This window comes from Spirochaetota bacterium, assembly GCA_026415295.1.
GTDB lineage: Bacteria > Spirochaetota > JAAYUW01 > JAAYUW01 > JAOAHJ01 > JAOAHJ01.
In genome coordinates, this window is sequence record JAOAHJ010000004.1 from 28,043 (window position 1) to 41,312 (window position 13,270).

Consider the following 13,270-nt stretch of genomic DNA (forward strand, 5'->3'; position numbering starts at 1 on the left):
CTCATTTTTGTAATCTTTTAACTAATGTTAATTTATTAATAATTAAATATTGTTTTATATAATAACACAGATTAATTTAATATAATAAAATTTTATTAAATATTTTATAAAAATTATCTATTCAAAGATCTCTTCAATTATTTTTTTTAATTCAAGGTTAAAAATAGATAAAATATAATTTGTTGTTATAGTTGCTCCAGTTATAGCTTCAATAGTATTTTTATTAATTTGAGAATCTTCTTTTTTTAATTCTAACGGTAATAGTTTCCCTTCAAAACTTCTTTTAAACCAATCTTCAGATATTCTACCACCAAGTCCAGGTGTTTCAGATTGTTTTAAAAACTCTATACCTGTTATACAATTTAAATTCTTTATAAAATTATCATCTATAGTAATAGATGGAATTATTTCTTGATTATATTTAACTCCAATAGTTGCAGTTATTTCACCCCATAATCCTGGTCCTATTACAATAAAAACAATTGAGTAAATTTTTCCATCTTTTATATATTCAAAAATAAGATTAATAAATGTTTTATTATTATTAAAATTATTATTTAAATTTTTAATCATATTTTCAAATTCTTTTTTAAAATTAAAGCTATTAAAAAAAAGATAAAAAGTATGATTTTTGAAATTTATTTTATAGAATAGATTTTTATATATACTTATTAATAAATTTTCATTTCTGCTTTCAAATAAAATATTTAAATTTTTTATTTCTAATTTATATTCTTTTTTTATTTCGTTTAAAATATTTGTATTCTTTTCAAAACCTGAAGATTTTAATAATGCTTTTATAAGAAAAATTTCTTCATTTCTTTTAATTTTCTCTTCAAAAACAAAGTTAACAAAACCTAGAAATCCAATAAAAATAAATGTTATAAAGAATATATATAGTATAGTTTTTATGTTTTCTTTTAATTTACTTTTATTCATAAAAATTTCCTTAAAGCTATTTTTTCTAAAATTAGATAAAAAATTAAGTATTATTATTTATCTTTTATTTATTTTTTGACAAAAAGTATGTCAAGAGTCGGTGCAATCATGTTACCAAAAAGAATTGCAAACATCATTCCTTCTCTCCAATTTGCAAATTCTCTTATTAATACAGTTAAAAATCCAATAATAATTCCATATAAAATTTTAGATTTGTCTTTATTTGGAGATGATACAGGGTCAGTAACCATAAAAAACAGACCGAATAAGAATCCACCAGAAAATATAGCATATATAGGGTTCATAAAGTCATTTTTATTAATTAGATAAAGTATTGTTTGAAAAATTAGAAAAGATAAAAGTGTATGGAAAACTGATTTAATATTTGCAACTTTTTTTATTAATAAAAAAATCCCACAAATTATAATAATTATTGCTGAAGTTTCACCTATTGATCCTGGAATAAAACCAGTAATTAATGATAATAGATTAAAATTTTCTGGTTTAACAAGAGGTGTTGCAGAAGTTATAGAATCATATTTTATTTTTATTAGTTTATTTATAAAATCTGAAATATTTATAGAAAAATTACTTTCTAAATTGATTATTGGGGTTACCCATTTTGAAGTCATTAAAACTCCAAAATTTATATAAATAAAAGCTCTGCCTGTTAAAGCAGGGTTAAAAATATTTCTTCCAAAACCACCAAAAACCATTTTTCCGATTACAATGGCAAAAACAATTCCTATAAGTGAAATATATAAAGGAATTGTGGGAGGTAATGTCAAAGTGTAAAGAAATGAAGTTACAAAAACAGCTTCTGATACTTTTTCATTTTTTTTATATAAAAAAAGGTACTCACATATATAAGCTACTATTGAATTTATTATTAAAAGTATAAGAACTTTTATACCAAAAATTAAAGTTGAGAATAAAATTATAGGAATTAAAGAAATTAAAACAATTGTCATTGGTTTTTGTTTTTGAATTTTCAATAATTCCATAAAATATTTCCTTTTTATAAAATTATAAATATTTTTGATTAAGTAAATCAAAGTTCACATTCCATATTTTTGATTTTGTCTATTTAATAATTGTTTAATTTATAATATAGGCTTAAAATAAATAATCTTTAAAAGTTTATTAATTTTATTGTAAATTGAAGGTATTATTAAATTCAAAATTCAACTTTATTTTATTACAATTTTGTAAAAAGTCAAAAATATATAATAAAAAATTCAATTAAGCTTGACATATAAATATATTTATAATAACTTATTTTTAGTATAATAAAATAATATTTTTTGAATAAAATTTGTTTTTATTTATTTTAAGTTTTAATAAAACAATTTTTGGGTAAATTAATACGAAGAAATTAGTTTGTAGATATTTCTTTGTTTTTGTCTAAAAAATATTAAAAAGGAGTATTTTTTATGAATAATATTTTTCAAGCTGGTGGTATTTTAATGATACCTTTATTTTTAACATCAATTTTTGCTTTTGCAATAATACTTGAAAGATTTGTTTATTATAATAAAATAAATGATTTTAAGGAAAATAATTTTTTAAGATTAAAATCTTTTATATTAGCTAAAAGTTATGATCAATCTATTGCTTATCTTAAAAATTTTAAATCTCCAATTTCAATGATATCTGAAACCTTAATAAAAGAGAAAAATTTAACAAATGTGGACCTTGAACTAGTAGCTGAGCTCGAAAACATAAAAGCTTCAAATAATATTTATAAATTTTTACCTATATTAAAAGTATTACCTAATCTTTCCACAATGCTTGGTCTTTTAGGTACTGTATTGGGAATGATTAAAAATTTTGCAATTGTAGCTCAAGTTGGGACTGGTGACCCAAAAGCTCTTGCATCAGGTATTTCTGAAGCTCTAATTACTACTGCTACTGGATTGTTTATAGCAATTCCTATAATGCTGTTTTATACAATTTTAGAAAACAAAGCTTCAAATATTGAAGATAATATTCAGGTTTATACCAGTGAAATATTAAAATTTTTAAAAGATTAAATGTTAAAATTTTTATAAGTTTATATATATTATAATTGTGGAAATTCAGATAATATTATTGATAATTTTAATTTCTTTTTCTGCTTTTTTTTCTTCTTCTGAAACTGTATTATATCTTGTTAAAGATTATTTTTTTAATAAAAAATCAAAAAATTATAGTATTTATAGTTTTATTAAAAGAAATGAAGAAAATATTCTTCCATTAATTCTTTTTTCAAATACTGTTGTTAATATATTTATAGGTTTGCTAACTGAAAATATAGGGTATAAGTTGTTTCCAACAGATACAAATATTTTTATAATAATAATTGGATCTACTATTATATTGTTGATATTTGGAGAAATACTTCCCAAAAAAATAGGTATTTCCCTACATAAAATTATATATCCTTTCAATTTTTTTATATTATATTATCTTTTTATTTTTCTTAAAAATTTAAATAAAATAATATCCTTCTTTTTGAAACCTTTTTTTAAAATAAAAAAAGAAAATAATTTTATTGAACAAAAGGAGATAATATTAATTTTGAATGATGCTTTTAAAAATAATCTTATTAATTATTATCAATATAAACTTTTTTTAAATGTAATTAATACAAAAAATAGGTTAGTTAAAGATATTATGATTCCATATAAATATGTTTTATTTATAAATGATTCTATGAACCTTAATCAAATCTATTCTATCTTTTTAAGAGAATATAATTTTTTTATACCCGTATATTATCCTGATAAAAATTTTATTTTAGGTTATATAGATAAAAGAGATTTTATAAATTATATTAATGAAGAATATGGAAATATAAGCAATTTATTAAAAATAAATAATGAAAAAGAGAAAACTATTGTTGAGTATTTAATTAAAAAATTTATTCGTAAACCAGAAATTATTTATGAGAAAGCTAATTTATCTAAAGTTTTGGATATAATTTTTAATAAGGGAGAAGAGATAATTTTTGTAATTGATGAATATTTTCAGTTTTCTGGAATAGTTTTCTCAAATTATTTAGTTAATAAAATTTTAAATGTTAATTTAAATAGTAATAAATAATTATTGAAAACTAAAGCAATGAAATTACATTATATTTTTTTATCTTTTATTTTTATTCTTTTAGAAGGTTTTTTTGCTGGTTCAGAAACAGGTTTTTTTTCTCTTGATCTTATACTATTGAAATTTAAAAGTTCATATAATAAATGGGCAGATATACTTCACAAATTTACAAAGAAAAGAGAGAAAATAATTCTTGTATCTCTTCTTGGTACCAATTTTTGTGTTATTGCTTCAACTCAATTGATGAGCTATTCACTTGGAGATATAAAATTTAAGTATTTTTTTATGATGGCAATATTCCCTTTTATTGTTCTTTTTATTGGCGAAATAATTCCAAAATTAATTTTTTCAAGAGTTCCTTTTTATTTATCAAAATATTCATATTACCCATTTAAATTTTTACAAATCATTTTTTATCCTATTATTTTTTTCTTTGAAAAATTCATAAGTATTGTTGATTTATTATTTAATATAAATAGAGAATTAAATGATGAAGTTTCGAAAGACATAGAAAGTTCTTTTATAAGAAAATCAATAAAAGACATTTTTGAAAAAGAGAGTTCAATATTGAATAATATTGTTGAATTTGAAAACCAAAAGATAATTTATTTTAAAAAACCATTTGCATTTTACCAATTAATACATTTTAATGAAGAAGAATTTCAAAATTGTTCTTTAATAAATTTAAAGGATAAAATATTAAATATTTTGAAAACAAAATCTGTTGATTATATTATTCTTATTAAAAAAGATTTTTCTAAAATATTTGGTTATATTGATATTAAAAAAATCTTTAATTTTCTATATTCAAAAGATGAAGATAATAATATAATAAAAGATAAATTTTATATCCTTGAAATACCTATCTATTTATTTGAAAGTTCAAATTTATTAAATTTACTTGAAATTTATAATAAAACCAATTCAAACTTATTTTTTTCAGTAAATCAATATGGTTCAGTTTCTGGTGTAGTAAATATAAACGATATTTTTAATTTATTTTATGGAGATATTTTTTTACAAAGAGAAAATAAAATATTTTATACTGAAAAGGTTTCTGAAAAAGTTTATATTTGTGATTCTAATTTGAATATTAAATATTTAAAAAATTTAATTAATATTGAAATAAAAGAAGGTAGATATTCTACATTAAATGGTTTTTTACAATACTTAACTGGGAAAATACTTTCCCAAGGAGATAAAATAGAATATCAAAATGTTATTTTTGAAGTAATTTCTGTTAATAAAAGGGTTCCAGATAAAATAAAGATTTCTTTAATTTAAATTTTTATCAAGGGTAAAAAATGAAAATTAAAAAGACAAACATTATTAAGTATTTTTTTACAAATGACTCTGGAAAAATCGATGATTTTAAAAAATATTTTAATGTAGATGAAAAATCAAAAATTAAAAAAATAAAAACTATATTAAATGGTCTTGTTAAAGAAAAAGTAATTTATAAAGAGAAAGATTTATATAAACCATATCTTTTTGCTATAGATAAAGATTTACAATATATAATAAAAAAAATAAAAATTAATCCATATTTCCCTAAAAAAGTAATAGACGAAGCAGTTGAAATTTTTCAAAATTATGAAAAAGACATTGAAAATGAAAAAATAAAAAAAGAAAGAGTTAATTTATGTGATTTGTTTACTGTAACCATGGATGGATTGAATGCAAAAGATTTTGATGATGCTATTGCTTTGTTAAAAGAAGACGATAATTATAAACTTTTTGTTCACATTGCTGATGTTTCTCACTATGTTAAAATAGGTTCCAGTCTTGATAAAGAGGCTCTTAAAAGAGGTAATTCCTATTATTTTGCAAAGTGCGTTATTCCAATGTTTCCATTTGAGCTCTCAAATATAGTTTGTTCATTAAATGAAGGAGTTGAAAGACTTACAGTTACGGTTGAATTGATCATTGATAAAAGAGGAGATATTATTAGTTCAAAATTTTATAACTCTATAATTAATGTAAAAAAAAGGATACCTTATGAAATAGGTAATCAGTTAATAAAAGATAAAAATAATCAATATTTTAATTTTCTTAATTTATGTTTGGAATTAAAAAATATACTTTATAAAAAAAGAATAGAAAATAATTCTATAGATTTTGATTTACCAGAAATAGAGATTGAGTTTAAAAAATCAAATATTTATCCTGATAATATTTATAAATATATTAGAGGAGAAACAGAAAGAATAATAGAGGAATTTATGTTGATTGCAAACCAAGCTGTTGCAAAATATCTCCAAGATAAGGCTCCCTTAATATTTAGAGTTCATGATAGCCCACCAGAAGAAAAAAGAGAAATAGTTTATAAATATCTTGATTTAATGGGTATTAAAAGACCTAGAAGATATAATCAAAGAGAGATAAATGAAATTTTAGAACTAATAAGAGGGAAAAAAGAGGAAAAGCTATTGTCTTCATACATTTTAAGATCTATGTCCCAAGCTATTTATTCAGATAAAAATATTGGCCATTTTGGTTTAAATTTTGAAGATTATACCCATTTTACATCTCCAATAAGAAGATATTCGGATCTAATTATACATAGAATATTAAAAGCAGTTTTAGCAGGAAAGAGGTCTCCTTATGACGAAAATAAATTGAAAAAGATAGCAGAATATGTTTCTTTTACAGAAAGAAATGCAACAGAAGCTGAAAGAGATTTTTTAAAATTAAAAGGTGCCAAATTTTTAAAAGATAAAAAAAATTTTATATTCAAAGCTTTTGTTTCTGGAATTATAGAAGATGGAATATTTTTTGAGCTCGAAGATTACGGTATTGAAGGTTTTGTTCCTTCTTTTATCCTAAATAAAAAAGGTTATTTTTTTGATAATGAATACTTGGTGTATGTAAAAAAAGATTACAAGGAAGATAGAAATAATCAAAGTATAATTAAACTAGGGGATTATTTTAATGTTTCTATATTTTATATAAATGAAAAAAGAGGTTTTGTTGATCTAAAAATAGAAGAAAAATTAAGTGATTAAATTAAATATAAATTCTAAATTGAAATAAATAAATTTTTGTCTAAGATTTATATAAATTAAAAATAAATTGTAAAATAAAAATAAGGTAGAGTTAATGAGAATTAAAAGAAAACAGAGAGAAAGATCTATTGCTTCTATTGAAATGACCCCCCTTATTGATATGGTTTTTCTATTATTGATATTTTTTTTATTATCAACAACATTAGACAATTTTAGGAGATTAAACATTAAATTACCTTCATCACAGACTGGAGAAAAAGTTAAAACAAAAGATTTATCAATATATATAGATAGGGAAAATAATATATATTTAGAAAATCAAATTGTTTCTTTAAAGATTCTTGATGAAAAATTGAAAAGTATAGATAAAGAAAGCATTTCTACTGTTTTTATTAATGGTGATGAAAATACACAGTATAAAATAATTATCGATATAATGGATATACTGAGAAAAAACGGTTTTTTTAATATATCATTAGGTGTGAAAAGTTATTAATAAAAATAATTAATTAATGAGGTTGGCTTATTAAAAAATATTTTGTTATTTCTTTAATTTTGCATCTTATAATTATTCTTTATTTATTTAATAGAAATATTTATAAAGACTTTAAAAATTCGGAGTTAAATAAAGATATAATAGTTAATATTGTTTTTACAGAAGAATCTGAATCAAATTTAAAGTTGGTAGGGAAGCAAGAAGAAATTATTGGCAAAGTAATTTACGAAAAGAAAGAAAATAAAAATAATACCAAATCCTCTGAGAATAAAATAGAAAAAAAAGAAGAAAATGCTAAAACTTATATTCAGTCAAATTTAGAAAATGAGAAAAAAATTGATATAAATAAGGAGCAACCAGAAGGAAAAGAAGAAAAAAAAGAGCAGGTTGTAGAAGAAGATAAAAGTATACTATCAGAACTTACAACAGTTAAAACTTCATCTGGTGGAGGTACCGAATCATCTGAAATTATATGGGATAATAATGTATCAAGAAAGATTCAGATCAAAATTATTCCTCAAGTACCCGATAGTTTGAAAAAGTTATCAGGAAAATTTATAGTTATAGTATATATTGAAGTTAATAAATTTGGATCTGTAATATTTGTACAAATATACCAGTCATCAGGTATACCTGAACTTGATAATATATGTAAAGAAGTAGTAAGAAAATGGGTTTTTAATATGATTTCTGAAGATAGGATAGATTCTGGGAAAGTTACTTTTATCTTTAATTTTAATTAATATTTATATAAATTTTTTTTGATGAATTTTTAAATTAAAATGCTTTTTGAAATTTTATATTAGGAGAATTTTTTGAAAATATTAGAATTTATAAAATACTTATTTCTTTCTAAAGATAATATTGATTTTAATTTGCAGAAAAAATTAAGAGAAAAGGTATCAATAGAAGATAGTTTTATTTTTAATGATAAAAAATATTATTATAAGATTGATTCTGATGAAGGTTTAGTTTTTTATGATGAAGGTATTAATAAATATCATTTTTTTGGTTATATAAATAATGATAGGGGTAAAAAAATCTTTTATCAATACTGGTTGCTTGACCCATTAAAACCAACTATTTTTTTTATTCATGGTAATGCAGAAAATTCATCTTCTCATCCATTATTCTTATTTTATTTTATAAAAAGAGGTTATAATATTCTTACTTTTGACCAGGAAGGTTATGGATCATCTGATGGCATAAGAGGTACAATTGAAGATTTAGATTATTATTTCCAAAATATAGATTTAGTATATAAATTTTATTATAACAAATTATTATTTTTAAAAAAAGGGGCTTTAAATTTAGTGTCAACTAATGAGCTAAAGGATCCAGAGTTTATATTTATTGGTTTTTCAATGGGAGGTTTTGAAGTATTTTATTATTTGTTTTTATTTTTAACAAAAACTTATATTAATAATAAAAATAACAACAAAAAAAAATGGGATAACTGTGAATTTAGATATTTAAATTCTGTTAAAAAGATTATATTACTATGCCCATGGCTGTACACTCATAAAAGATTAACTAACCATTTTATTTTGTTTTTAATAAGTATATTTTATAAATTTTTTAATCCTTATATTTTACTTTCTCAGAAAACACAAAATGAAATTTTTAAAAAAGGTGAAGAATTTTATATTGAACTTTATAAAAATTTGACTGATAATTATGATTATTTAAAGAGAAGATTTAAAGATAAGAGAATACACAGATTACGATCTATAAGGTGGCTTGCTTATATAACTAAATATCAAAATGATCTTTATAAATATATAAAAAAATTATCTATTTTGTTTAATAATAAAAAAAACAAAAGTGATTTATTAAATTTGAGAAATATTTTAGAATATTATTGTAAGAATATTATTTTTTATATTGGAGAAAATGATATAATAGTTGATCAGAAAAGAATATATAAAATTTCAGAAATAATACAAAGTATAAGTAAAGAAAAAAATTTATATTCTCTCCCTGGTTTTTGTCATGACTTTTTAGATTATGATGAAAAGAGATTAAATATATTTTTGGATCTTTTACAAAAGCATTCTTTATAAATTGAAATATAGTTAAAACAAAATTTAATTGACAATATATAAAAAAAATATTAAATAAAAGTGAAATAAATTTTTCAGGAGAATTTAATGGTTGATAAAAAAGAAATCCATGAAAAATATGATGAGTTAAAAGAATATATACTTAATGTGAAAAATAGTGCTGGTCCTTTAATTAATGTATTACATAAAGCTCAAGAAATATTTGGGTATTTACCAATAGAAGTTCAAAAATTTGTTGCAAGAGAATTAGGTGTTCCGATGTCTCAAGTTTATGGTGTAGTTACATTTTACAACTTTTTTACTATGAAACCTAGAGGTAAATATGTAATAAATGTTTGTTTGGGTACTGCATGTTTTGTTAAAGGAGCTAATAGAGTATTGGAGTATTTTGAAGAAGAACTTGGAGTAAAACATGGTGAAACAACTAAAGATTTGCTTTTTACACTGAGTTCTGCAAGATGTTTTGGTGCTTGCGGACTCGCTCCAGCAATTATGGTTAATGAAGAAGTTTATGGTAATGTTGATAAGAAAAAAGTAAAAGAAATTATTAAAAAATATAAAGAAGAGGGGAAATAGTTCTGGATGAATTATGTCTTCATATAATTGATCTTGTTGAAAATTCAATTTCTGCCAAAAGTACATTAATAAAAATAATAATAGAATTAAATGATAATAAAAATATATTGAAAATTAGAATTGAAGATAATGGGAAAGGAATAGAAAAAGACAAGTTAAATTTAATATTATCGCCTTTTTATACTACAAAACAAGAGAGAGAAAAAAAAGTAGGGCTTGGGCTTCCACTTTTCAAAATGAATGCTCTTTTAACAGGAGGTAATTTTAATATTTTTTCTGAACCAGGGAAAGGAACAATTGTAGAAGCTATCTTTGTTAAAGATAACATTGATAGACAACCACTTGGTAAATTATATGATACTATTTTTACTTTAATTATAGGCCATGAAGATATTAATTTTTATATAAAAATATCTAACAATGAGAAAGAGTTTATTATTGATACTAAGGTGATAAAAGATGAACTGCAAGGTATAAGTTTATCAAATCCTGATGTTATAAATTTTTTAAAAGATTATATTAAGAATGGACTTGAAGAGATAAATTTAAATTGTGAGAAGATTTATTAAAAAAAATAAATATTATAGTAAATATTAATATTTTAATATTTTTTAATATTTTAAGATTAAATAAATGAATTATTTGCAGTTTATTAGCGATATATTTATTAAAAAATTTAAGGGGGAATTATGAAATCACTTGAAGAATTAAGAAAAATAAGAGAAAAAGCACAAGCTGAATTACAGTTGAGAAACAGTGAAGCTAAAATAAAAATAGTAGTTGGAATGGGTACATCTGGTATTGCTGCTGGAGCAAGAGAAGTACTTAAAACATTCGTAGATGAAATATCAAAAAGAGGAATAAAAGATGTTATAGTTACTCAAACAGGTGAAAAAGGTTTATCTTCTGCAGAACCTATAGTTGAAATTGTTGAAGAAGGTAAGGAAAAAATTATATATGGTAATATTGATCCAAAAAAAGCTATAAAAATAATAGAAGATCATATTATTGGTGGTAAAGTAATTAAAGAATTTATGGTTTGATAGTGTTTAAAAAAAAAATAAACAAATATATTTAGGGAGAAAAAGATGGCAGTAAGATTGAATGTTCTTGTTTGTTCTGGGGCTGCTTGTTTATCTGCTAAATCAAAGGAAACAAAGGATGCTCTCTTACATGAAATAGATGCTCATGGTTTAAATTCAGAAGTTCAAATTATAGAAACAGGTTGTATGGGACCATGTCAATTAGGTCCTGTAGTTCTTGTTTATCCAGAAGGTATTTTTTATAAATTTGTAAAAGCTGATGATGCAAAAGAAATTGTAGAACAACATTTCTTAAAAGGAAGACCTGTAAAAAGATTGATGTATGAATCAGATGAAACTAAAGAGGTAATAAAATCGCATAAAGAAATTGATTATTTTGTTAAACAAGAAAAAATAGTTTTAAAAAATTGTGGTATAATTAATCCAGAATCTTTAGAAGAATATATAGCTACAGGTGGATATGAAGCTTTAGGAAAAGTTTTAAGCTCTATGACTCCTGAACAAGTTATAGAAGAGATAAAAGCATCTGGATTAAGAGGTAGAGGAGGAGGTGGTTTCCCAACTGGTTTAAAATGGAGTTTTGTTAAGTCTGCTAAAGGAGATGAAAAGTTTGTTATTTGTAATGCAGATGAAGGAGATCCAGGTGCATTTATGGATAGAAGTGTTCTTGAAGGCGATCCTCATGCTGTAATTGAAGGAATGACAATAGCAGGGTATGCAGTTGGTGCAAAGAAAGGCTATGTTTATGTAAGAGCAGAATATCCTCTTGCAATTAAAAGACTTCAATATGCGATTGAACAAGCAAGGAAATATGAGTTATTAGGTAATAATATATTTAATTCTGGTTTTGATTTTGATCTTGAAATAAGAATAGGGGCAGGTGCTTTTGTTTGTGGTGAAGAGACAGCTTTAATTCATTCAATTGAAGGTAAAAGGGGTATGCCACGGCCTAGACCCCCTTTCCCAGCAAATAAAGGTTTATGGGGGAAACCAACATTGGTTAACAATGTTGAAACTTATGCAAATATAAGACATATAATTTTAAATGGAGCAAAATGGTTTGCTTCAATTGGAACAGAAACTTCTAAAGGAACAAAAGTTTTTGCACTTTCAGGTAAAATAAAAAATTCTGGATTAGCTGAAGTTCCAATGGGAACAACTATAAGAGAATTAATTTATGATATTGGAGGTGGTGTTCCTGGAAACAAAAAACTTAAAGCTGTCCAATTTGGAGGTCCTTCAGGCGGATGTATACCAGCTGAGCATATTGATACTCCCATTGATTATGAATCTTTAATAAAACTTGGTGCTATGATGGGTTCTGGTGGATGCATTGTAATGGATGAATCAAATTGTATGGTTTCTACTGCTAAGTTTTTTCTTGAATTTACAACTTTTGAATCATGTGGAAAATGTGTTCCATGTAGAATTGGCTTAAAACAGATGTATGCAATTCTTGATAAAATAACAAAAGGACAAGGAACCCTGGAAGATTTAGAAAAATTAGAAGAACTTGGGAAAAATATAAATAAAACTGCCTTATGTGGTCTTGGCCAAACAGCTCCAAATCCAGTTTTATCTACCTTAAAATATTTCAAAAATGAATATTTAGATCATATAGAAAAAGGGTACTGTGAAGCAAGAGAATGTCGAGACCTTATTTATTTTGAAATAGATTCTGAGAAATGTAAAAAATGCGGTATATGTGCCAGGAATTGTCCTGTTAATTGTATTTCAGGGGAGATAAGAAAAAAACCTTTTATTATTGATCAAAGTAAATGTATAAAATGTGGAAATTGTTTTGATGTTTGTCCTTTTGATGCTATAAATAAAAATTCTGGAATAAAGATTAATATTTCAAAAGCTATAAAAAAATCTCCTTTAGAAAAAGCTGAAGAAGAGTATTATGAAATTTGATGATTGCTTATATTCTTGAATATTAAAATCAAAAAGTGGCATTGAACAAATAATAAATAAATAATAAAAAATTAATTTTAGTAAAGGAACTGAATAAATAAATTATTCAGTTCCTTTTTTTAAAAAAATTTCAATGTTATAAATTTT

The 13,270-nt window shown here is 22.7% G+C and carries 12 protein-coding genes and 1 pseudogene; 11 read left to right on the forward strand and 2 right to left on the reverse strand.

Annotated elements, in window-relative coordinates; all coding sequences use genetic code 11:
* Nucleotides 1–117 precede the first annotated feature (117 nt).
* Both N3A58_01050 and N3A58_01055 read right to left on the reverse strand, forming a co-directional pair.
* Nucleotides 118–939 (reverse strand): FMN-binding protein, encoded by an 822-nt coding sequence (locus tag N3A58_01050; protein MCX8057986.1) that lies wholly within the window; start codon nucleotides 937–939, stop codon nucleotides 118–120.
* A 68-nt stretch (nucleotides 940–1,007) separates the two neighbouring features.
* Nucleotides 1,008–1,943, reverse strand: a complete 936-nt coding sequence (locus N3A58_01055; GenBank protein MCX8057987.1) for an RnfABCDGE type electron transport complex subunit D — start codon at nucleotides 1,941–1,943, stop codon at nucleotides 1,008–1,010.
* 429 nt (nucleotides 1,944–2,372) lie between these two features.
* Here N3A58_01055 and N3A58_01060 point away from each other — a divergent pair, with 429 nt between their 5' ends.
* The 11 genes and pseudogenes from N3A58_01060 to nuoF all read left to right on the forward strand — a co-directional run bounded on the left by N3A58_01060 (nucleotide 2,373) and on the right by nuoF (nucleotide 13,039).
* On the forward strand, nucleotides 2,373–2,972 hold the full coding sequence (locus tag N3A58_01060; protein ID MCX8057988.1) for a MotA/TolQ/ExbB proton channel family protein: 600 nt from the start codon (nucleotides 2,373–2,375) through the stop codon (nucleotides 2,970–2,972).
* 37 nt (nucleotides 2,973–3,009) lie between these two features.
* Complete coding sequence (locus N3A58_01065) at nucleotides 3,010–4,023, forward strand: CNNM domain-containing protein (protein MCX8057989.1); 1,014 nt, start codon at nucleotides 3,010–3,012, stop codon at nucleotides 4,021–4,023.
* A gap of 18 nt (nucleotides 4,024–4,041) precedes the next feature.
* Nucleotides 4,042–5,307 (forward strand): CNNM domain-containing protein, encoded by a 1,266-nt coding sequence (locus tag N3A58_01070; GenBank protein MCX8057990.1) that lies wholly within the window; start codon nucleotides 4,042–4,044, stop codon nucleotides 5,305–5,307.
* 20 nt (nucleotides 5,308–5,327) lie between these two features.
* A complete protein-coding gene (locus N3A58_01075; protein MCX8057991.1) occupies nucleotides 5,328–7,028 on the forward strand; it encodes a VacB/RNase II family 3'-5' exoribonuclease in 1,701 nt (566 codons plus the stop codon).
* A 94-nt stretch (nucleotides 7,029–7,122) separates the two neighbouring features.
* Nucleotides 7,123–7,524 carry a biopolymer transporter ExbD gene (locus N3A58_01080; protein MCX8057992.1) on the forward strand — a complete coding sequence of 134 codons (402 nt, stop codon included), beginning with the start codon at nucleotides 7,123–7,125 and terminating at the stop codon, nucleotides 7,522–7,524.
* Nucleotides 7,525–7,583: 59 nt separating this feature from the next.
* On the forward strand, nucleotides 7,584–8,267 hold the full coding sequence (locus tag N3A58_01085; protein MCX8057993.1) for a TonB family protein: 684 nt from the start codon (nucleotides 7,584–7,586) through the stop codon (nucleotides 8,265–8,267).
* A 72-nt stretch (nucleotides 8,268–8,339) separates the two neighbouring features.
* A complete protein-coding gene (locus N3A58_01090) occupies nucleotides 8,340–9,587 on the forward strand; it encodes a lysophospholipase (GenBank protein ID MCX8057994.1) in 1,248 nt (415 codons plus the stop codon).
* An 87-nt stretch (nucleotides 9,588–9,674) separates the two neighbouring features.
* Nucleotides 9,675–10,163, forward strand: a complete 489-nt coding sequence (locus tag N3A58_01095) for an NAD(P)H-dependent oxidoreductase subunit E (protein ID MCX8057995.1) — start codon at nucleotides 9,675–9,677, stop codon at nucleotides 10,161–10,163.
* Nucleotides 10,164–10,189: 26 nt separating this feature from the next.
* On the forward strand, nucleotides 10,190–10,732 hold the full coding sequence (locus tag N3A58_01100; GenBank protein MCX8057996.1) for an ATP-binding protein: 543 nt from the start codon (nucleotides 10,190–10,192) through the stop codon (nucleotides 10,730–10,732).
* 120 nt (nucleotides 10,733–10,852) lie between these two features.
* The gene (locus N3A58_01105; protein MCX8057997.1) at nucleotides 10,853–11,206 is read left to right on the forward strand and encodes a (2Fe-2S) ferredoxin domain-containing protein; all 354 of its coding nucleotides are present in this window, start codon (nucleotides 10,853–10,855) and stop codon (nucleotides 11,204–11,206) included.
* Between the two features lie 45 nt (nucleotides 11,207–11,251).
* A pseudogene (gene nuoF / locus N3A58_01110) lies at nucleotides 11,252–13,039 on the forward strand (NADH-quinone oxidoreductase subunit NuoF).
* The last annotated feature ends 231 nt before the right edge of the window (nucleotides 13,040–13,270 follow it).